The 19,277-nt window shown below is 65.0% G+C and carries 20 protein-coding genes; 17 read left to right on the top strand and 3 right to left on the bottom strand.

Features of this window, described 5'->3' with window-relative positions; all coding sequences use genetic code 11:
- Positions 1-60 precede the first annotated feature (60 nt).
- The 3 genes from AC6LJ9_RS10885 (at position 61) to AC6LJ9_RS10875 (ending at position 2,685) form a co-directional block, all read left to right on the top strand.
- A complete protein-coding gene (locus AC6LJ9_RS10885) occupies positions 61-1,038 on the top strand; it encodes a diacylglycerol/lipid kinase family protein (RefSeq protein WP_498147542.1) in 978 nt (325 codons plus the stop codon).
- Positions 1,035-1,826 carry a metallophosphoesterase family protein gene (locus tag AC6LJ9_RS10880; protein WP_498147541.1) on the top strand — a complete coding sequence of 264 codons (792 nt, stop codon included), beginning with the start codon at positions 1,035-1,037 and terminating at the stop codon, positions 1,824-1,826. The genes AC6LJ9_RS10885 and AC6LJ9_RS10880 overlap by 4 nt, the downstream gene beginning before the upstream one ends.
- Positions 1,827-1,914: 88 nt before the next feature.
- Positions 1,915-2,685, top strand: coding sequence for a phosphatase PAP2 family protein (locus AC6LJ9_RS10875; protein WP_498147540.1), 771 nt, complete (start codon positions 1,915-1,917; stop codon positions 2,683-2,685).
- Here the strand turns inward: AC6LJ9_RS10875 and AC6LJ9_RS10870 are convergent.
- Genes AC6LJ9_RS10870 through AC6LJ9_RS10860 form a run of 3 tightly spaced genes read right to left on the bottom strand, consistent with a single transcriptional unit; the run spans position 2,653 to position 4,159 of the window.
- On the bottom strand, positions 2,653-3,096 hold the full coding sequence (locus tag AC6LJ9_RS10870; protein ID WP_498147539.1) for an NAD(P)-binding domain-containing protein: 444 nt from the start codon (positions 3,094-3,096) through the stop codon (positions 2,653-2,655). The two genes, AC6LJ9_RS10875 and AC6LJ9_RS10870, sit on opposite strands and share 33 nt — an antisense overlap.
- Positions 3,093-3,539, bottom strand: a complete 447-nt coding sequence (locus tag AC6LJ9_RS10865; protein WP_498147538.1) for a PaaI family thioesterase — start codon at positions 3,537-3,539, stop codon at positions 3,093-3,095. Before AC6LJ9_RS10865 ends, AC6LJ9_RS10870 begins: the two co-directional genes overlap by 4 nt.
- Positions 3,536-4,159, bottom strand: coding sequence for a TetR/AcrR family transcriptional regulator (locus AC6LJ9_RS10860; RefSeq protein ID WP_498147537.1), 624 nt, complete (start codon positions 4,157-4,159; stop codon positions 3,536-3,538). The genes AC6LJ9_RS10865 and AC6LJ9_RS10860 overlap by 4 nt, the downstream gene beginning before the upstream one ends.
- Before the next feature lie 487 nt (positions 4,160-4,646).
- On the opposite strand from AC6LJ9_RS10860, the gene AC6LJ9_RS10855 reads away from it, so the two are divergent.
- From AC6LJ9_RS10855 to AC6LJ9_RS10790, 14 genes are all read left to right on the top strand, one after another.
- Positions 4,647-5,795 carry a porin gene (locus tag AC6LJ9_RS10855; protein ID WP_498147536.1) on the top strand — a complete coding sequence of 383 codons (1,149 nt, stop codon included), beginning with the start codon at positions 4,647-4,649 and terminating at the stop codon, positions 5,793-5,795.
- A gap of 303 nt (positions 5,796-6,098) precedes the next feature.
- The gene (locus AC6LJ9_RS10850; protein ID WP_212313950.1) at positions 6,099-6,458 is read left to right on the top strand and encodes an NADH-quinone oxidoreductase subunit A; all 360 of its coding nucleotides are present in this window, start codon (positions 6,099-6,101) and stop codon (positions 6,456-6,458) included.
- 27 nt (positions 6,459-6,485) lie between these two features.
- Positions 6,486-6,962, top strand: a complete 477-nt coding sequence (locus AC6LJ9_RS10845; RefSeq protein ID WP_003813941.1) for a NuoB/complex I 20 kDa subunit family protein — start codon at positions 6,486-6,488, stop codon at positions 6,960-6,962.
- A 72-nt stretch (positions 6,963-7,034) separates the two neighbouring features.
- Positions 7,035-7,661 (top strand): NADH-quinone oxidoreductase subunit C, encoded by a 627-nt coding sequence (locus tag AC6LJ9_RS10840; RefSeq protein ID WP_498140758.1) that lies wholly within the window; start codon positions 7,035-7,037, stop codon positions 7,659-7,661.
- A 3-nt stretch (positions 7,662-7,664) separates the two neighbouring features.
- Entirely contained in the window at positions 7,665-8,921 is a 1,257-nt protein-coding gene (locus tag AC6LJ9_RS10835) for an NADH-quinone oxidoreductase subunit D (protein WP_103273061.1), read from the top strand.
- Positions 8,922-8,970: 49 nt separating this feature from the next.
- On the top strand, positions 8,971-9,465 hold the full coding sequence (gene nuoE / locus AC6LJ9_RS10830; protein ID WP_103273062.1) for an NADH-quinone oxidoreductase subunit NuoE: 495 nt from the start codon (positions 8,971-8,973) through the stop codon (positions 9,463-9,465).
- Positions 9,462-10,829: an NADH-quinone oxidoreductase subunit NuoF gene (nuoF, locus tag AC6LJ9_RS10825; protein ID WP_498147535.1), complete on the top strand. Its 1,368-nt coding sequence runs from the start codon at positions 9,462-9,464 to the stop codon at positions 10,827-10,829. The genes nuoE and nuoF overlap by 4 nt, the downstream gene beginning before the upstream one ends.
- 15 nt (positions 10,830-10,844) lie before the next feature.
- The gene (gene nuoG, locus AC6LJ9_RS10820; protein ID WP_498147534.1) at positions 10,845-13,172 is read left to right on the top strand and encodes an NADH-quinone oxidoreductase subunit NuoG; all 2,328 of its coding nucleotides are present in this window, start codon (positions 10,845-10,847) and stop codon (positions 13,170-13,172) included.
- Positions 13,172-14,245: an NADH-quinone oxidoreductase subunit NuoH gene (gene nuoH / locus AC6LJ9_RS10815; RefSeq protein WP_498147533.1), complete on the top strand. Its 1,074-nt coding sequence runs from the start codon at positions 13,172-13,174 to the stop codon at positions 14,243-14,245. The genes nuoG and nuoH overlap by 1 nt, the downstream gene beginning before the upstream one ends.
- 21 nt (positions 14,246-14,266) lie before the next feature.
- Positions 14,267-14,755 carry an NADH-quinone oxidoreductase subunit NuoI gene (gene nuoI, locus AC6LJ9_RS10810; protein WP_103273066.1) on the top strand — a complete coding sequence of 163 codons (489 nt, stop codon included), beginning with the start codon at positions 14,267-14,269 and terminating at the stop codon, positions 14,753-14,755.
- 17 nt (positions 14,756-14,772) lie between these two features.
- On the top strand, positions 14,773-15,429 hold the full coding sequence (locus tag AC6LJ9_RS10805) for an NADH-quinone oxidoreductase subunit J (protein WP_212313962.1): 657 nt from the start codon (positions 14,773-14,775) through the stop codon (positions 15,427-15,429).
- Positions 15,426-15,734, top strand: coding sequence for an NADH-quinone oxidoreductase subunit NuoK (gene nuoK, locus AC6LJ9_RS10800; protein WP_103273068.1), 309 nt, complete (start codon positions 15,426-15,428; stop codon positions 15,732-15,734). Before AC6LJ9_RS10805 ends, nuoK begins: the two co-directional genes overlap by 4 nt.
- 17 nt (positions 15,735-15,751) lie before the next feature.
- Complete coding sequence (gene nuoL / locus AC6LJ9_RS10795; RefSeq protein WP_498147532.1) at positions 15,752-17,773, top strand: NADH-quinone oxidoreductase subunit L; 2,022 nt, start codon at positions 15,752-15,754, stop codon at positions 17,771-17,773.
- Complete coding sequence (locus AC6LJ9_RS10790; RefSeq protein ID WP_498147531.1) at positions 17,770-19,272, top strand: NADH-quinone oxidoreductase subunit M; 1,503 nt, start codon at positions 17,770-17,772, stop codon at positions 19,270-19,272. The genes nuoL and AC6LJ9_RS10790 overlap by 4 nt, the downstream gene beginning before the upstream one ends.
- The last annotated feature ends 5 nt before the right edge of the window (positions 19,273-19,277 follow it).

The raw sequence follows: 19,277 nt of genomic DNA, 5'->3' as shown, positions 1-19,277 counted from the left end.
CCGGCGGGCACGCCCGGAGGCGAGTTGCGGTGGTTCGGCGCCATACGCTATCTTTGCCGCATGACGCCTCCCCCAGAGAGCCCGACCGCAGGGGCTCAGTCCCTGACGGGACAAGAACCGCTGTTCATCGTCCTCAATACCGGCTCCGGGCGCGGCGACGCGCAGGTCTTGCAAGAGACCATCCGCCGCGTGCTGGACGAAGCCGGCCGGCGGCATGAACTCATGCCGGTGGACGATCCGTCGCGCCTGGCCGACACGGCGCGCGTGGCCGTCCGGCGCGCCCGCGCCGAAAACGGCATCGTCGTGGGCGCGGGCGGCGACGGCACGCTCAACACGGTGGCCGCCGCGGTGCTGGGGCAGGGCGTGCCGTTCGGCATCCTGCCGCAGGGCACCTTCAATTATTTTGGCCGGCGCTACGGCATTTCCCAGGAAACCGAGGTCGCCCTGCGCGGGCTGCTGCGAGGGCAGGTCCGGCCGGTGCAGGTCGGGCTGCTCAATGGCCGGCCATTCCTGGTCAATGCCAGCCTGGGCCTGTATCCGCAGTTGCTGGAGGACCGCGAGGCCTTCAAGCAGAAGTTCGGCCGCAGTCGCTTGGTGGCATTGTGGTCCGGGCTGGTCACGCTGATGCGCGCGCCGCGCCAGCTGAGCCTGCAACTCGAGCACGAAGGCCGCGCCCGCGATCTGCGCACGCCGACGCTGGTCGTGGGCAACAACAAGCTGCAACTCGAGCACGTGGGGATCCCGGCCGACGAGCTGGACCGGCGCCGCCTGATCGCCATGGCGGCTCATCCGGTGGGCACGCTGGCCCTGTACGGGTTGCTGTTGCGCGGCCTGTTCAGCCGGCTGGGCGAGGCCGAACAGGTCGTCAATTTCGCATTCGACCGTCTGGTCGTGCGCATCCGCGGCCGTCGCCGCGTGAAGGTCGCGATGGACGGCGAAATCTCCTGGATGAACACCCCGCTGGAGTTCAAGGTGGCCGAGGACGCGTTGCCGCTGGTGACGCCTGGCGAGCAAGAATCCGGCACCGTATCTACATGACCCGCATCCTGCATTTTTCCGACACGCATTTCGGCACCGAGCGCAAACCCGTGGTCGAGGCCGCGCTGGACCTGGCCGCCGCCCAGGTGCCCGACCTGGTCGTGCTGAGCGGCGATATCACGCAGCGCGCGCGCCGGCGTCAGTTCGCTGCGGCGCGCGCCTTCATCGAGCGATTGTCGCTGCCGGTGCTGGCTGTGCCGGGCAACCACGACATTCCCCTGTTCAATGTGTTTGCCCGCGCGCTCAATCCCTACGGCAACTACAAGCGGGCGCTGGGCGCGGTGCTCGAGCCCGTGTTCGAGAGTCCGGGTCTGCTGGCCATCGGCGTGAACAGCACCCGGCCGCGGCGCCGCAAGGACGGGGAAATCTCCGAGGCCCAGATCGCGCGCGTCGCGCAGCGGCTGCGGCAGGCCCGGCCCGGGCAGCTGCGGGTGGTGGTGGCCCATCATCCGGTGCGGGCCAAGGTCGAGTCCGATGTGCACAACCTGTTGTTCGGGCGCGAGCGCGCGCTGGCGGCCTGGACCCGGGCCGGCGTGGACCTGATCCTGGGCGGGCATATCCATCTGCCCTACGTCATGCCCATCCTGGCGGACCGGCCGACGGCCGGCTGGGTGGCGCAGGCGGGCACCACATGTTCCTGGCGCGTGCGCGGCAAGGTGCCCAATTCGGTGAACCTCATCGTCCGCAACGAGGTCGACGGGGTAGCCGCATGCCATGTCGAGCGTTGGGACTACTCCGCCGGCACCCATGCTTTCGAGCCGGTGGACAAGACCCGGGTGGATCTGTAGCGTTTCGTGCAGGCGCGCCGGCCGTCCGCCGGCTTGCCGGACCTGCCTGGCGCCAGGCCCGGGGTTTCTTGTTTAGCCACTTTCCTACATGATCGACGCCAGCGCGGCCTGGGCCGCAGACCACGCCTTGCTGTTGTTCCTCCTGCTGCCTTGCCTGGCGGCGCTGCTCGCCCTGGGCGTGGCGCGTGTGTGGCTGGCGGTCGAGGCGCGCGGCCGCATTCTGTTGGGCGCCGGCGGTGCGGGCCTTGCGCTGCTGGTGTTCCTGGCGCTGGCCGTGGCCGTGCGGCGGCCCGGCGCCGTGGTGGCTTTCGATGGCGCCCTGGCGAACGCGCTGGGCCGCGCCATGCCGGACGCCTTTCTCTGGCTGCTGTCCTGGTTCACGTTCCTGGGCGACCGAGATCTGCTGGCGCTGTGCTGTGTGCTGGCGGTGCTGTGGCTGCTGTGGCGCGGATACAGGGGCCTGGCGCTGTTCTGCGCCGTCGCCACTGGACTGGGCGGCGCGTTGAATTGGCTGCTCAAGCATGGCTTCCAGCGGCTGCGGCCCGATTTCGAGCACGGTTACACGGCGGTTGTCGGCTGGAGCTTTCCCAGCGGCCATGCCTCGGCCGCGATGGCGGTCTACGGCACGGGCTGTTATCTGGTGTGGAGGCTGGCGCCCGCTGCCTGGCACAAGCCTGGCCTGGCCCTGGCGGCGGCGCTGGTCACGGCCATCGGCCTGAGCCGCGTCCTGTTGCAGGTGCATTTCGCCAGCGACGTGGCGGCCGGCTGGGCCATCAGCCTGGCCTGGATGATCCTGTGCGTGGGACTGGCCGAGGGTCTGCGCGCCTCAGGCCGCGACGCGGGCCAGCGCGTCCACTAGTCGCGCCTCGGCCGGACTCAGGCTCGCCTGGGCGAGCAGAGCAGGGCAGGCGTACCGGCCGCCCGCGTTCCGGATGGCCTGTCCGAGGATGCGCGCGCGTCCCGCTTCCGGCGGTTCCAGGTCGACGATGAGCTTGCCGCGCACCGGGGCGGTCACTTCGCCGTCGCTGAAGCGTTCCAGTGTGCGGTCGATCTCGCGCTCGCGCGGCAGGGCCAGCACCACGGTGTCGGATTCGGCCAGCGCTTCGCGAGCGCAGGTCGCCAGCGTGGCGGTGCCCCGGAATTCCTCGCAGCGCGACGGTTCGATGTCGTAGACCGTGAGCGCCAGGTCGGGCTCGGCCTCGAGCAGGCGCCGGGCGGCGCGGGTGCCCGTCGATCCCAGGCCGACGATGCTGATGCGGGGGCTGTTCATGGTTTGGGCACCGACCAGGTGCTGACGATATGCGCCAGCGGTTCATCGGAATGCTCGGAGCTCAGGATGACTTCGCCCGCCGACAGGCGGCCGACCTTGAGCAGGCGGGCATCGGCCACGATGGCGCCGGCCGGGCTCTTGCGCAGGAAGTTGATGGTAAGGCTGGCGGTCACCGCATGGGCCTGCCCGGTCGCGCCGACCACGGCGGCGTACATGGCCAGGTCGGCCAGTCCCATCAGCATGGGGCCGGCGACGATGCCGCCCAGCCGCTGATGGGAGTCGCGGGCCGGCAGCACCGCGCGCGCGGTGCCGTAACCGATCTGCGTCACCTCTATGCCCAGCAGCAGGGAGAAGGGGTGCTGCTCGGTCAGCAGCGCATGGAAGGCGGGCAGGCTGATGCGCGGCGCGTCCGCGCGGGCGGGGGGAACGGCGAGGTCGGTCATCGTTGCTCCAGGACGAGGCAATATTGGTCCAGCAGCGCGTCGGCCTGCTGGCCCAGGGATTTCAGCCTGTGGGTGTGCAACAGCAGCAGCAGGCCCATCAGATAGGTAAAGGTGTTCATCTGCTCGGTCGCGATCGTTGCCGCGTCCCAGGGCTTGGTGCGAGCCAGCGCCTGTCCGAGCAGGTCGATGCTGTCCCGCAGCCGGCCGTTGAGCTGCTCGTCCATTTCGCGCCCCAGGCCGCGCGGACCCGGGCCGCGGAACAGGTACAGGCCCAGCGAGAAGTCGGTGGGGCGGTCCGCGTAGTAGCCGAAGAAGGCGCGGATCGCGTCACGCGCGGCCGAGGCGGGGAGACTGCGTGCCGCGGTGTCGATCAGGTGCGCATGCAGCCGCTGCAGCGATTCGTCCAGCAAGGCGCCGTAGATCGCCTCCTTGCCGGCGAACCACGGATAGACCGCGCCGGTGGTGCAGCCCGCCTCGCTGGCGATGGCCCGGATGGTGGTCTTTTCCAGGCCGTCGCGCTCGAACACCCGCTGGGCGGCGTCCATGATCAGCTGGCGGCGCAGCGCGTTCAGCTGTTCATTCCGGTCGGGGCGCGCAGGCGCGGCGGGTGGGGTGCTCATGATGGGCGTTCAGGATGCGGTTATCTATGCATCAAATAATATCGCCGGTTTTTGTTGATAACAATGTTATTGGTCGGGAGAATTAAAGGCATAAGGAAAGCGAGTATGGGACGGCGCTCATCAAGGCTATAAAGTCCGCTGTATTGATCCTTCGGACCTGCGCGGGAGGCTCGTCGACATCCGAAAGCGCTCCGAAAGAACCCCTCGGCAAGCCCCGTGAATATTGGGGCCAGGGCTGAAAGTCGCATGAATACGTGCTCGTCCTGGCGACCAAGGGTTAGCCCTAGCAGCTGCGCCATCGCCTTGTTGTGATGTTGCAAGATCCCAACAAGCCTGTCGCAAACCTGCACTTTTCTGGCCTTCACCATAGCCAGCCCCCCCGATTTTTGATGCAATAGCACCAACTTCCCTTCGCGGAGTTAGGGGGGCGGCAGGCTGGTTTGCTGGATTGCTGCTCTTGTCACTCAAATCAACGGAGATTTCTTAAATGAAAAAGACTCTGCTCGCTGCCGCCCTGCTCGCCGGTTTCGCCGGTGTCGCCCAGGCAGAAACGTCTGTCACCCTGTACGGCATCATCGATACGGGTATCGGCTACAACAAGATCAGCGGTGCCAAGGACAGCAATCCGTACGGCATTCAGAACGGCAGCAAGGTCGGCATGATCAACGGCGTGCAGAACGGTTCGCGCTGGGGTCTGCGTGGTTCGGAAGATCTGGGTGACGGCCTGCGCGCTGTTTTCCAACTGGAATCGGGCTTTGATTCGGGCAACGGCAAGTCGGGCCAAAGCTCGCGTCTGTTCGGCCGTCAAGCTACCATCGGTCTGGCCAGCGACAGCTGGGGTCAACTGGACTTCGGTCGTCAAACCAACATCGCCTCGAAGTACTTCGGCTCGATCGATCCGTTCGGCGCTGGTTTCGGCCAAGCCAACATCGGTACCGCCTTCAGCGCTGCCAACACGCAACGCTACGACAACATGGTGATGTACCAAACCCCGTCGTTCAGCGGCTTCCAGTTCGGCATTGGCTACTCGTTCAATGCTGACGACACGAAGGATGCCCAAACTGGCTTCCGCACCGCAGACAACACCCGTGCCATCACCACTGGCCTGCGTTACGTCAACGGCCCGCTGAATGTCGCGTTCTCGTACGATCAGCTGAACCGTTCGAACGCGCTGAAGAGCGGTGAGGGTACTGAAGACACGACCCCGCGCCAGTACATCCTGGGTGGTTCGTACGACTTCGAGGTGGTCAAGCTGGCTCTGGCTGTCAGCCGCACGCAAAACGGCTGGTTCGCTGGCCCGGGCGTGAATGGCAACTCGGTTCTGAGCAAGGTTGCTTCGGACAACTTCACCAACACCTTCCGCAAAGACTTCAAGGCCAACTCGTACCTGGTTGGTCTGTCGGCTCCGATCGGCGGCGCCAGCAACGTGTTCGGTTCGTGGCAAATGGTTGACCCCAAGGGTGACTACGCCAAGGATCGTGATCTGAAGAAGATGCACGTCTTCTCGCTGGGTTACACCTACGACCTGTCCAAGCGTACCAACCTGTACGCCTACGGTTCGTATTCGAAGAACTACGCCCTGGTCGAAGACCTGAAGTCGACCGCCGTCGGCGTCGGCCTGCGTCACCGCTTCTAATCCTAAGCAGGACGCAAGTCCTGCCTGGATTTAAAGCTCACGAACGGGCTTCGGTCCGTTCGTGTAAAACCACCCTTCGGGGTGGTTTTTTTTATGCGAGTTCATGCTCGCATGCGGTGATTGCGAAGCATTTTCGCTGGTGTGCGAATGATGTGGTGTATCCTGCGATTTCACTCGTGAAAACTGCGATTGTTCCAAATAAGGAATGCAGTCTTTCATCCGCTGTTCAGGCTACAGAGTTCAGCCAGAAGTAACCGTGCGAATGCTACAATCCTAAGGTTTGCGCATTTGACGGACGCCTGAATGAACCTGCAACAGTATTTTCCCGTCCTGCTGTTTATCGGAGTGGCCACCCTTATCGGGTTTGCGCTTCTGACGGCCGGCTCCCTGCTCGGCCCGCGCCGGCCCTACGCTGAAAAGCTTTCCCCCTACGAGTGCGGCTTCGAGGCGTTCGAAGACGCGCGCATGAAGTTCGACGTGCGCTATTACCTCGTGGCGATCCTGTTCATCCTCTTCGACCTGGAAATCGCGTTCCTGTTCCCGTGGGCCATCGCCCAGGGCACGGTGGGAATCGTCGGCTTCTGGACGGTCATGGTTTTCCTCGCCGTGTTGACCGTCGGCTTCATCTACGAATGGAAAAAGGGCGCGCTGGACTGGGAATAATTTCCGGGCACGCTATCAGAGACGAATATGGCTATAGACGGCATTCTCAAGCAAGGGTTCATCACCACCAGCGCCGACAAGTTCCTGAACTGGGCGAAAACTGGCTCGATGTGGCCCATGACATTCGGCCTGGCCTGTTGCGCGGTCGAAATGATGCACGCGGGCGCGGCCCGCTACGACCTGGACCAGTTCGGCATCATCTTCCGCCCCAGCCCGCGCCAGTCCGATCTGATGATCGTGGCCGGCACGCTGTGCAACAAGATGGGCCCGGCGCTGCGCAAGGTCTACGACCAGATGCCCGAGCCCCGCTGGGTGGTATCGATGGGCTCCTGTGCCAATGGCGGCGGTTACTACCATTACTCGTATTCGGTGGTCCGCGGCTGCGACCGCATCGTACCGGTAGACGTCTACGTGCCGGGCTGCCCGCCCACGGCCGAGGCGCTGGTGTACGGCTTGCTGCAGATGCAGAACAAGATCCGTCTGACCAACACGATTGCGCGCTGAGCTTTCGCGCAGGGCGGCAGGCCTAGCCGCCAGCCCCGCGAAGCAGCGTAACGGTTCACCTAAGCGTACAAGATGATGACCAGGCTCGAAACCCTGAAGACCAATTTGCAGACCACCCTCGGCGCGGATATCGCGCTGACCGAGGCGCTGGGCGAGCTGACGCTCGAAGTGCCTGCGGAACAATGGTTCTCCGTCTGCACCAAGCTGCGCACCGAAGCCGGCTTGCGCTTTGAAACCTGTGTCGACCTCTGTGGCGTCGACTACCTGACCTGGGGCAACGGCACGCGCCAATTGCCCGAGGAAACCAACGCCCGCGTCCACCGCTCGCGCTTCGCCGTGGTGGTGCACCTGCTGTCGATCGAGCACAACTGGCGCCTGCGCGTGCGCACCTGGGCGCCCGACGACGAGTTCCCGATGGTCGCCTCGCTGATGGAATGCTGGCCCGGCGTGGGCTGGTTCGAGCGCGAAGCGTTCGACCTGTACGGCATCGTCTTCGAAGGCCACCCCGACCTGCGCCGCATCCTTACCGACTACGGCTTCATCGGCCACCCGTTCCGCAAGGACTTCCCGCTGTCGGGCACCGTCGAAATGCGCTACGACCCCGAACAGCGCCGCGTCATCTACCAGCCGGTCACGATCGATCCGCGCGAAATCACGCCGCGCGTGGTCCGCGAAGACAACTACGGCTTGGGGCATTAAGTCATGGCAGAAATCAAGAACTACACGCTCAACTTCGGCCCGCAGCACCCGGCTGCGCACGGCGTGCTGCGCCTGGTGCTGGAACTGGACGGCGAAGTCATCCAGCGCGCCGACCCGCACATCGGCCTGCTGCACCGCGCGACCGAAAAGCTGGCCGAGCACAAGACCTACATCCAGGCGCTGCCCTACATGGACCGCCTGGACTACGTGTCCATGATGTGCAACGAGCACGCCTACGTCATGGCCATCGAGAAGCTGCTGGGCGTGGAAGCGCCGCTGCGCGCCCAGTACATCCGCGTGATGTTCGACGAAATCACGCGTCTGCTGAACCACCTGATGTCGCTGGGTTCGCACGCGCTGGACGTGGGCGCCATGGCGGTGTTCCTGTACGCCTTCCGTGAACGCGAAGACCTGATGGACTGCTACGAAGCGGTCTCGGGCGCGCGCATGCACGCGGCCTACTACCGTCCGGGCGGCGTCTATCGCGACCTGCCGGATTCGATGCCGCAGTACGGTGACACCAGCAAGTACCGTGGCGACAAGGAAGTGCGCGCCATGAACGATGCGCGCTCCGGTTCGCTGCTGGACTTCATCGAGGACTTCACCAACCGCTTCCCCGGTTGCGTCGACGAGTACGAAACCCTGCTCACCGACAACCGCATCTGGAAGCAGCGCCTGGTGGGCATCGGCGTGGTCGATCCCGATCGCGCCAAGGCGCTGGGCTTCACCGGCCCGATGCTGCGTGGTTCCGGCGTGGCCTGGGACCTGCGCAAGACGCAGCCCTACGAAGTCTACGATCTGCTCGATTTCGACATCCCCGTGGGCGTGAACGGCGACTGCTACGACCGCTACCTGGTCCGCGTGGCCGAAATGCGCCAGAGCAACCGCATCATCCGCCAGTGCGTGGAATGGCTGCGCAACAACCCGGGCCCGGTCATGATCGAGAATCACAAGATCGCCCCGCCCAAGCGCACCGCCATGAAGACCAACATGGAAGAGCTGATCCATCACTTCAAGCTCTTCACCGAAGGCTTCCACGTGCCGCCCGGCGAGTCCTACGCCTCGGTCGAGCACCCGAAGGGCGAGTTCGGCATCTATCTGGTGTCCGACGGCGCCAACAAGCCGTACCGCCTGAAGATTCGCGCGCCCGGCTTCGCCCATCTGCAGTCGCTGGATGAAATGTCGCGCGGTCACATGATCGCCGACGCCGTCACCATCATCGGTACGCAGGACATCGTTTTCGGCGAGATCGACCGCTGATCCGCCCAGAGACCGTCACGAGCACGACCGCATAACCCGGATTCAAACTATGCTGCTTTCCGAACAGGCCTACCAGAAAATCGACCGAGAACTCGCGAAGTTCCCGGCCGACCAGCGGCAGTCCGCCATCATGGCCTCGCTTGCCATCGCGCAAGAAGAAAAGGGCTGGTTGGCGACCGACATCATCGAGGATGTGGCCAACTACATCGGCGTTCCGCCCATCGCGGTCCAGGAAGTCGCCACTTTCTACAACATGTTCGACGTCAAGCCCGTCGGCAAGAACAAGATCTCGGTCTGCACGAACTTGCCCTGTGCCTTGCGCGACGGCGAACGCGTCGGCGATTACCTCAAGCGCAAGCTGGGCGTCGACTGGAAGGAAACCACCGCCGACGGCCAGTTCACGCTGGTGGAAGGCGAGTGCATGGGCGCCTGCGGCGATTCCCCCGTGCTGCTGGTCAACAACAAGCACATGTGCGTGCGCATGACGGAAGAAAAGCTGGACGCGCTGGTCGCGGCCCTGAAGGCGCAAGGAGAGTCGGCATGAACGCGCCCGACATCTACAAGCAGTTCTCGCAAGGTCTGGATCCCAATCCGCTGAACGACCTGGCCAATTCCATGTGCCTGCACGGCCGGCACATCAAGCCGCAGATCATGGCCGACGTCGACGGCGCCAACTGGCGCCTGGCCGACTACGTCAAACGCGGCGGCTACGAAGCCCTGAAGAAGATCCTGACCACCGGCATGAAGCCGGAGGACGTGATCGCCGAGGTCAAGGCCTCCGGCCTGCGCGGCCGTGGCGGCGCGGGCTTCCCGACCGGCCTGAAGTGGAGCTTCATGCCGCGCGCGTTCCCGGGCCAGAAGTACCTCGTCTGCAACTCCGACGAAGGCGAGCCGGGCACGTTCAAGGACCGCGACATCCTGCGCTTCAACCCGCACATCGTGATCGAGGGCATGGCCATCGCCGCCTACGCGATGGGCATCAGCGTGGGCTACAACTACATCCACGGCGAAATCTTCGAGGTCTACCAACGCTTCGAAGAGGCGCTGGAAGAGGCGCGCGCCGCCGGCTTCCTGGGCGACAGGATCCTGGGCTCGGAATTCAACTTCCAGCTGCACGGGTTCCACGGCTACGGCGCCTACATCTGCGGCGAGGAAACCGCGCTGCTCGAATCGCTGGAAGGCAAGAAGGGCCAGCCGCGTTTCAAGCCGCCGTTCCCGGCCAGCTTCGGCCTGTACGGCAAGCCCACCACCATCAACAACACCGAGACCTTCGCGGCGGTGCCCTGGATCATCCGCAACGGCGGCCAGGCCTACCTCGAGGTCGGCAAGCCCAACAACGGCGGCACCAAGCTGTTCTCGATCTCCGGCGACGTCGAACGTCCCGGCAACTACGAGATCCCGCTGGGCACCCCGTTCTCGACGCTGCTCGAGCTGGCCGGCGGCATGCGCGGCGGCAAGAAGCTCAAGGCCGTGATCCCCGGCGGTTCCAGCGCTCCGGTGCTGCCCGCCGACATCATGATGGACACCACCATGGACTACGACGCCATCGCCAAGGCGGGCTCCATGCTGGGTTCGGGCGCCGTGATCGTCATGGACGAGACGCGCTGCATGGTCAAGTCGCTCATGCGCCTGTCGTATTTCTATTTCGAGGAAAGCTGCGGCCAGTGCACGCCGTGCCGTGAAGGCACCGGCTGGCTGTACCGCATGGTGCACCGCATTGAAACCGGCCACGGCCGTCCGGAAGATCTGGACATGCTGGACAACGTGGCGGGCAACATCATGGGCCGCACCATCTGCGCCCTGGGCGACGCCGCGGCCATGCCCGTGCGTGGCTTCCTCAAGCATTTTCGCGACGAATTCGCGCACCACATCGAGCACAAGTCTTGTGTGGTCCCGCAATATCTGTAGGTCTCAGGAACAGCAATGGTTGAACTAACCGTCGACGGCAATAAGGTCGAAGTGCCCGAAGGCAGCATGGTGATGCATGCGGCCCAGAAGATCGGGCTTTACGTGCCGCATTTCTGCTACCACAAGAAACTGTCCATCGCGGCCAACTGCCGCATGTGCCTGGTTGAAGTGGAAAAGGCGCCCAAGGCGCTGCCCGCCTGCGCCACCCCCGTTACCAACGGCATGGTCGTGCACACCTGCTCCGAGAAGGCTCGCGCCGCTCAGCAGTCGGTGATGGAATTCCTGCTGATCAATCACCCGCTGGATTGCCCGATCTGCGATCAGGGCGGCGAGTGCCAGCTGCAGGATCTGGCCGTGGGCTACGGCGGCTCTTCCTCGCGCTACCAGGAAGAGAAGCGCGTGGTGTTCCACAAGGACCTGGGCCCGCTGGTGTCGGCCGAGGAAATGAGCCGCTGCATCCACTGCACCCGCTGCGTGCGCTTCGGCCAGGAAATCGCCGGCGTCATGGAGCTGGGCATGCTCGGCCGTGGCGAACACTCCGAGATCACGTCCTTCGTCGGCCGCTCGATCGAGTCCGAGCTGTCGGGCAACATGATCGACATCTGTCCGGTGGGCGCGCTGACCTCCAAGCCCTTCCGCTACAGCGCGCGCACCTGGGAGCTGGCCCGCCGCCGCTCGGTCAGCCCGCACGACAGCCTGGGCGCCAACCTGGTCATCCAGGTCAAGGGCGACCGCGTCATGCGCGTGGTGCCGTTCGAAGACGAAGCCGTCAACGAATGCTGGATCAGCGACCGCGACCGCTTCTCGTATGAAGGCCTGAACAGCGAAGACCGCCTGTCCGCGCCCATGATCAAGGGCGCCGACGGCAAGTGGCAGGAAGCCTCCTGGGCCGACGCGCTCCAGGCCGTGGCCCAAGGTCTGTCGCGCGTGCGCGACAGCTTCGGCGCCGGCCAGATCGGCGCGCTGGCCTCCGAGTACGCCACGCTTGAAGAATACGCGCTGCTGGGCCGCCTGGTCCGCGCGCTGGGTTCCGAGAACATCGACTTCCGCCTGCGCCAGACCGACGCGTCCTTCGACGCCGCCCTGTCGGGCGCGCCGTGGCTGGGCATGCCCATCGCCGAGCTGGACAACCTGGACCGCGTGCTGGTGGTCGGTTCGTTCCTGCGCAAGGACCATCCGCTGATGGCCCAGCGCCTGCGCCAGGCCGCCAAGCGCGGCACGCAGATCCTGCTGGTCGACAGCGCCGCCGACGACCCGCTGATGCCGGTCGCCGGTCGCGTCACCGTGGCGCCCTCCGAGCTGGCGCGCGCGCTGGCCGAAGTGGCCGTCGCGCTGGCCCAGGCCAAGGAACAGGCCGTGCCGGCCGAGTTCGCTTCGGTCACGCCGGGTGAACAAGCCAAGATCATCGCCGCCAGCCTGGCCTCGGGTTCCAACACCGCCGTGCTGATGGGCAACCTGGCCGTGGCCAGCGGCCAGGCCTCGACCCTGGCCGCCAACGGCCAGGCCGTGGCCGCGCTGGCCGGCGGCAAGTTCGGCTTCCTGACCTCCGGCGGCAACACCGTCGGCGGTTACCTGGCCGGCGCCGTGCCGGGGCAGGGCGGCAAGAACGCCGCCGCCATGCTGGCCGAGCCGCTGAAGGCCTACGTCGTGCTGCACGCCGAGCCGCTGCTGGACGCCGACAACGGCGCCCAGGCCGTGGCCGCGCTGCGCGGCGCGCAGTTCGCCGTGGCGCTGACCCCGTACCGCTCGGCTGCCGCCGACTGGGCCGATGTCATGCTGCCCGTGTCGCCGTTCACCGAAACCTCGGGCACCTACGTCAATGCCCAGGGCCTGCCGCAAAGCTTCAAGGGCACGGTCTCGCCGTTCGGCCAGACCCGTCCGGGCTGGAAGGTCCTGCGCGTGCTGGGCAATGTCCTGCATCTGGCCGGCTTCGACGACGAGACCTCCGAGTCCGTGCGCGACGCCGTGCTGGCCGGCGGCGTGGAAAATCGCCTGTCCAACGCCATCAAGGCCCAGCCGGGCCTGGGCCAGGTCCTGGGCGGCCTGGAGCGCGTGGCCGACGTGCCGATCTATCGCAGCGACGCCATGGTGCGCCGTTCCGAGCCGCTGCAGGCCGCGCCGGCTTCGAAGAAGCCCGCCGCGCGCATGAACGGCCGCACGCTCACCAGCCTCGGCCTGACGGCCGGCGTCAAGGTGCGCGTGACGGGCGGGCAGGGCGCCGTCGAACTCGAAACCGTGCAGGATGATGCCGTGGCCGATCGCGCCCTGCGCATCTCCGCAGCCTTTGAAAGCACCGTGGCCCTGGGTGGCGCATTCGGTCAAATCAGCGTGGAGCGTGCCTGATGGAATGGCTTAATGTTCTCCAGAGCCACGGCCAGGCGTTGCTCGGCCCGACGGTCTGGCTGGTTCTGTGGACGCTCATCAAGATCGTCGTGATCGCAGTGCCCATCATCCTGTGCGTCGCGTACCTGACGTACTGGGAACGCAAGATGATCGGCGCCATGCACGTCCGCATGGGACCGAACCGCGTGGGTTTCAAGGGGCTGCTGCAGCCCTTCGCCGACGTGTTCAAGCTGCTGACCAAGGAAGTCGTGGTCCCCAGCGAAGCCAACAAGGTGCTGTTCGTGGTGGCGCCGGTCGTCACCCTGATGCCCGCGTTGGCGGCCTGGGCCGTGGTGCCCTTCGGCCCCGACGTGGTGCTGGCCAACGTCAACGCCGGCCTGCTGTACGTCATGGCCATCACGTCCATCGGCGTGTACGGCGTGATCGTGGCGGGCTGGGCGTCGAACTCCAAGTACGCCTTCCTGGGCGCGCTGCGCGCCTCGGCGCAGATGGTGTCGTACGAGCTGGCCATCGGTTTCGTGCTGGTCACCGTGCTGCTGGTGTCGGGCAGCCTGAACATGTCCGAGATCGTGATGGGCCAGACCCGCGGCTGGTTCGCCGACAAGGGCCTGAACTTCATGTCCTGGAACTGGCTGCCGCTGCTGCCGCTGTTCGTGATCTACGTGATCTCGGCCGTGGCTGAAACCAACCGCCACCCGTTCGACGTGGTCGAAGGCGAATCGGAAATCGTGGCCGGCCACATGGTCGAATACTCGGGCATGGCCTTCGCGCTGTTCTTCCTGGGCGAATACGCCAACATGATCCTGCTGTCCTGCATGGCTTCGATCATGTTCCTGGGCGGTTGGACCGCTCCGATCGAAATCGCCCCGCTGACCTGGGTCCCGGGTTGGATCTGGCTTGGCCTGAAGACGTTCGTGGTGGTCTCGTTGTTCATCTGGTTCCGCGCGTCGTTCCCGCGTTACCGCTATGACCAGATCATGCGTTTGGGTTGGAAGATCTTCATCCCGCTGACCGGCGTGTGGCTGGTCGTTGTGGCGATCTGGATGCAGACGCCCTGGAATATTTGGCGCTAAGCCGCCAGGCAGAGGCACGATATGGAAGCGATCAAAGATTTCTTCGGCAGCCTGATGCTGACCGAATTGCTCAAGGGCATGCGCCTGACGGGCAAGTATTTCTTCAAGCGCAAGGTCACCTTGCGCTACCCCCAGGAAAAGACGCCGATGTCGGCGCGTTTCCGTGGCCTGCACGCGCTGCGCCGTTATCCCAACGGCGAAGAGCGCTGCATCGCCTGCAAGCTGTGCGAAGCGGTGTGCCCGGCGATGGCCATCACCATCGAATCGGACCAGCGCGAGGACGGCACCCGCCGCACCACGCGCTACGACATCGACCTGACGAAGTGCATTTTCTGCGGCTTCTGTGAGGAAAGCTGCCCCGTGGACTCGATCGTGGAAACGCACATCCACGAATACCACGGTGAGAAGCGCGGCGACCTGTACTTCACCAAAGACATGCTGCTCGCCGTGGGCGACCGCTACGAAGCCGACATCGCCCGCCGCCGGGCCGAAGACGCTCCCTACCGCTGAGCCCAGGGTCCTGATCCATGACTTTTACCACTGTCCTTTTCTACCTGCTGGCCGCCGTGCTGGTGATCGCGGCGTTCCGCGTGATCACCGCGCGCAGCCCGGTCACCGCCGTCATGCACCTGATCCTGGCCTTCGCCAATGCGGCGATGCTGTGGATGCTGCTGGGCGCCGAGTTCCTGGCGCTGCTGCTGGTGCTGGTGTATGTGGGCGCCGTGATGGTGCTCTTCCTCTTCGTGGTCATGATGCTGGACATCCGCATCGACGCCCTGCGCGGCGGCCTGAAGACCTACCTGCCGCTGGGCCTGGTCATCGGCCTGGTCATGGTCGTCGAGATGGCCTTCGTGCTGGGTTCGACCTGGTACGGCGCGGGCCCGCAAGCCCCGGTCGCCGGCGACTACAACAACGCCCGTGCGCTCGGCGAGCTGATGTACACGCAGTACGTCTACGCCATTGAAGTCGGCGCCGCGCTGCTGCTGGTCGGCATGGTCGCCGCCATCGCGCTGACCCTGCGCCGCCGCCGCGACGTCAAGTACAACGACCCCGTCGCCGCCGTCCGGGTGCGCGCCAAGGACCGCTTCCGCCTGGTGAGCATGCCCGCCCAGAGCGAGCGCGCCCAGGCCAAGCAGAACGGCACGCAAGCCGACGCTGCCGCGCCGCAAGGAGAAAAACAATGACGCTGACGCTGGCCCACTACCTGATCCTCGGGGCGATCCTGTTCGCCATCGGCATCTTCGGCATCTTCCTGAACCGCCGCAACCTCATCATCCTGCTGATGTCCATCGAGCTGGTGCTCCTGGCCGTCAACATGAACTTCGTGGCGTTTTCCAGCTGGTTCGGCGACGCCGCCGGCCAGGTGTTCGTGTTCTTCATCCTGACCGTGGCCGCCGCCGAGGCGGCGATCGGCCTGGCCATCCTGGTGCTGCTGTTCCGCAACCTGAACACGATCAACGTTGACGAACTCGATCGCCTGAAGGGCTGACGGGGTATTGGAAGAATATGTCTAGCTCACCCAATCTCTACCTGCTCATCGCGCTGGCGCCGCTGGCCGGGGCAATCCTCGCGGGCCTGTTCGGCACCGGCTTTCTCGGCCGGCCGATCGGACGCCGCGCCTCGCACGTCATCACCATCCTGGGCGTGCTCATCTCCGCCGTCGGTTCGGTGGTGGTGCTGGGCGACGTGCTCAACGGCCTGCGTTTCGACGGCCCGGTCTACACCTGGAGCCTGATCGGCCAGACCAAGCTGGAAATCGGCTTCCTGATCGATCCGCTGTCGGCCATGATGATGGTCGTGGTGACCTCGGTCTCGCTGATGGTGCACATCTACACCATCGGCTACATGGCCGAGGATCCCGGCTACCAGCGTTTCTTCTCGTACATCTCGCTGTTCACGTTCTCCATGCTGATGCTGGTGATGTCGAACAACATGGTGCAGCTGTTCTTCGGCTGGGAAGCGGTGGGCCTGGTGTCGTACCTGCTGATCGGCTTCTGGTACACCCGTCCCACGGCGATCTTCGCCAACATGAAGGCGTTCCTGATCAACCGCGTCGGCGACTTCGGCTTCGTGCTGGGCATCGGCCTGCTGTTCGCCTACGCCGGCACCATGCACTACGGCGAAGTCTTCGCCCAGGCCGACAAGCTGGCCAAGCTGACGCTGCCCGGCTCGGACTGGATGCTGCTGACCGTGGCCTGCATCTGCCTGTTCATCGGCGCCATGGGCAAGTCGGCCCAGGTTCCGCTGCACGCCTGGCTGCCTGACTCGATGGAAGGCCCGACCCCGATCTCCGCGCTGATCCACGCCGCCACCATGGTGACGGCCGGCATCTTCATGGTCGCGCGCTTTTCGCCGCTGTTCGAGCTGTCCGACGTCGCGCTGTCCTTCATCATCGTGATCGGCGCCATCGGCGCGCTGTTCCTGGGCATCCTGGGCATCATCCAGAACGACATCAAGCGCGTGGTCGCGTACTCCACGCTGTCGCAGCTGGGCTACATGACCGTGGCGCTGGGCGCCTCGGCCTACTCGGTGGCGATCTTCCACCTGATGACCCATGCCTTCTTCAAGGCGCTGCTGTTCCTGGGCGCGGGCTCGGTCATCATCGGCATGCACCACGACCAGGACATCCGCAACATGGGCGGCCTGCGCAAGTACATGCCCATCACCTGGATCACCTTCCTCCTGGGCACGCTGGCCCTGGTCGGCACGCCGTTCTTCTCGGGCTTCTACTCGAAGGAACACATCATCGAAGCGGCCGGCGCCGCCAACGTGTGGGGCGCGAGCTTTGCCTACTACGCGACGCTGATCGGCGTGTTCGTGACATCGCTGTACTCGTTCCGCGTGTACTTCCTGGTCTTCCACGGCAAGGAACGCTTCGACACCAGCGGCCACGGTCATGGCCACGGCCACGACGATCATGGCCACGACGACCACGGCCATCATGGCGGCACGCCGCATGAGTCGCCCTGGGTCGTGACCCTGCCGCTGCTGCTGCTGGCGATCCCCTCGGTGCTGGTCGGCGCCTGGGCCGTGGATCCCATGCTGTTCGGCAAGTTCTTCGACGGCGTGATCAAGGTCCTGCCGCAGCATCCGGCCATGCACGAGCTGCATGAAGAGTGGCACGGCTGGGTCGCCTTCGGCATGCACGCCTTCCAGACCCTGCCGTTCTGGCTGGTCGTGGCTGGCGCCGTCATCGCCTGGTACTGCTACCTGATCAACCCGAAGGTTCCGGCCGCGATCAAGTCCAGCCTGTCGGGCGTGAACAAGATCCTCGAGAACAAGTACTTCGTGGACTGGATCAACGAGCAGATCATCGCGCGCGGCGCGCGCTGCCTGGGCCGTGGCCTGTGGCAGACCGGTGACCGCGGCCTGATCGACGGCCTGCTGGTCAACGGCAGCGCCCGCGTCGTGGGCTGGGTGTCCGCGATCAGCCGCCACCTGCAGTCCGGCTTCATCTATCACTACGCGTTCGCGATGATCATCGGCATCATGGCGCTGGTGACTTTCTTTGTGCTGATTCCCCAATGATGGCAAGCGAGATGGCATCCAACACTTTCCCCTGGCTCACGCTTGCGATCTTCGTACCGATCGTATTCGGCCTGCTGGTGCTGGCGGTGGGCCGTGACGACCGTCCCGGGCTCACCCGCGGGCTGTCGCTGATCGGTTCGATCGCGGGCTTCCTCGTCACCATTCCGCTGTACACCGGCTTCAACACCAAGACGGCCGCGATGCAGTTCGTCGAGAAGACGTCCTGGATCGAAGCCTTCAACGTCAACTACCACCTGGGCGTGGACGGCATTTCGCTGTGGTTCGTGCTGCTGACGGCCTTCATCACCATCATCGTGGTGCTGGCGGGCTGGGAAGTCATCACCAGCCGCGTGGCGCAGTACATGGCCGCCTTCCTGATCCTGTCAGGTCTGATGGTGGGCGTGTTCGCGGCGCTGGACGGCATGCTGTTCTACGTGTTCTTCGAAGCCACGCTGATCCCGATGTACATCATCGTGGGCGTGTGGGGCGGGGCGAACCGGGTCTACGCGGCCTTCAAGTTCTTCCTCTACACGCTGATGGGCTCGCTGCTGACGCTGGTGGCCTTCATCTACCTGTGGAACGCCTCGGGCGGTTCGTTCGACATCCTGTCCTGGCACCAGCTCAAGCTCGGCCACACGCCGCAGATCCTGATCTTCGTGGCGCTGCTGGCGGCCTTCGCCGTCAAGGTGCCGATGTGGCCGGTGCACACCTGGCTGCCGGACGCCCACGTCGAGGCGCCCACGGGCGGCTCCATCGTGCTGGCCGCGATCATGCTGAAGCTGGGCGCCTACGGCTTCCTGCGCTTCTCGCTGCCGATCGCCCCTGACGCCTCGCACAGCCTGTCGGGCCTGATGATCGCGCTGTCGCTGATCGCCGTGATCTACATCGGCCTGGTCGCCATCGTCCAGGACGACATGAAGAAGCTGGTGGCCTATTCGTCGGTGGCCCACATGGGCTTCGTGACGCTGGGCTTCTTCATCTTCAACACGGCCGGCATCGAAGGCGCCATCGTGCAGATGATCTCGCACGGCTTCGTCTCGGGCGCCATGTTCATGTGTATCGGCGTGCTGTATGACCGCATGCACTCGCGCCGCATCGCCGACTACGGTGGCGTGGTCAACGTGATGCCGCGCTTCGCCACCTTCTTCATCCTGTTCTCGATGGCCAACAGCGGCCTGCCGGCCACCAGCGGTTTCGTCGGCGAGTTCCTGGTGATCATGGGCGCGGTCGAGCACAATTTCTGGATCGGCCTGCTGGCGGCCACCGCCCTGATCCTGGGCGCCTCGTACTCGCTGTGGATGGTCAAGCGCGTGGTGCTGGGCGACATCGCCAACGACCACGTGCGTGAGCTGACCGATATCAACCGTCGCGAATTCCTGATTCTTGGCGTGATGGCGATCGCCGTGTTGTACATGGGGATCTATCCCAAGCCCTTTACCGACGTGATGCACGTGTCGGTCGAGGCCCTGCTGCAACACGTTGGCGTCTCGAAACTGTAAGACTA

Source organism: Achromobacter sp. 1011811831 (assembly GCF_059760905.1).
The sequence above is the reverse complement of the archived record's forward strand: the minus strand, read 5'-3'. Positions and strand labels throughout refer to the sequence as shown.

Bases quoted from the DNA above. Each gene is read 5' to 3' on its own strand.
- AC6LJ9_RS10790 (WP_498147531.1), top strand. From the start codon at position 17,770: ATGATGGCAAGCGAGATGGCATCCAACACTTTCCCCTGGCTCACGCTT.
- nuoF (WP_498147535.1), top strand. From the start codon at position 9,462: ATGAACGCGCCCGACATCTACAAGCAGTTCTCGCAAGGTCTGGATCCC.
- nuoG (WP_498147534.1), top strand. From the start codon at position 10,845: ATGGTTGAACTAACCGTCGACGGCAATAAGGTCGAAGTGCCCGAAGGC.
- AC6LJ9_RS10875 (WP_498147540.1), top strand. From the start codon at position 1,915: ATGATCGACGCCAGCGCGGCCTGGGCCGCAGACCACGCCTTGCTGTTG.
- AC6LJ9_RS10805 (WP_212313962.1), top strand. From the start codon at position 14,773: ATGACTTTTACCACTGTCCTTTTCTACCTGCTGGCCGCCGTGCTGGTG.
- AC6LJ9_RS10865 (WP_498147538.1), bottom strand. From the start codon at position 3,539: ATGACCGACCTCGCCGTTCCCCCCGCCCGCGCGGACGCGCCGCGCATC.
- AC6LJ9_RS10845 (WP_003813941.1), top strand. From the start codon at position 6,486: ATGGCTATAGACGGCATTCTCAAGCAAGGGTTCATCACCACCAGCGCC.
- AC6LJ9_RS10885 (WP_498147542.1), top strand. From the start codon at position 61: ATGACGCCTCCCCCAGAGAGCCCGACCGCAGGGGCTCAGTCCCTGACG.
- AC6LJ9_RS10840 (WP_498140758.1), top strand. From the start codon at position 7,035: ATGATGACCAGGCTCGAAACCCTGAAGACCAATTTGCAGACCACCCTC.
- nuoL (WP_498147532.1), top strand. From the start codon at position 15,752: ATGTCTAGCTCACCCAATCTCTACCTGCTCATCGCGCTGGCGCCGCTG.
- AC6LJ9_RS10855 (WP_498147536.1), top strand. From the start codon at position 4,647: ATGAAAAAGACTCTGCTCGCTGCCGCCCTGCTCGCCGGTTTCGCCGGT.
- AC6LJ9_RS10850 (WP_212313950.1), top strand. From the start codon at position 6,099: ATGAACCTGCAACAGTATTTTCCCGTCCTGCTGTTTATCGGAGTGGCC.
- AC6LJ9_RS10870 (WP_498147539.1), bottom strand. From the start codon at position 3,096: ATGAACAGCCCCCGCATCAGCATCGTCGGCCTGGGATCGACGGGCACC.
- AC6LJ9_RS10880 (WP_498147541.1), top strand. From the start codon at position 1,035: ATGACCCGCATCCTGCATTTTTCCGACACGCATTTCGGCACCGAGCGC.
- nuoE (WP_103273062.1), top strand. From the start codon at position 8,971: ATGCTGCTTTCCGAACAGGCCTACCAGAAAATCGACCGAGAACTCGCG.
- AC6LJ9_RS10835 (WP_103273061.1), top strand. From the start codon at position 7,665: ATGGCAGAAATCAAGAACTACACGCTCAACTTCGGCCCGCAGCACCCG.
- nuoI (WP_103273066.1), top strand. From the start codon at position 14,267: ATGGAAGCGATCAAAGATTTCTTCGGCAGCCTGATGCTGACCGAATTG.
- AC6LJ9_RS10860 (WP_498147537.1), bottom strand. From the start codon at position 4,159: ATGAGCACCCCACCCGCCGCGCCTGCGCGCCCCGACCGGAATGAACAG.
- nuoK (WP_103273068.1), top strand. From the start codon at position 15,426: ATGACGCTGACGCTGGCCCACTACCTGATCCTCGGGGCGATCCTGTTC.
- nuoH (WP_498147533.1), top strand. From the start codon at position 13,172: ATGGAATGGCTTAATGTTCTCCAGAGCCACGGCCAGGCGTTGCTCGGC.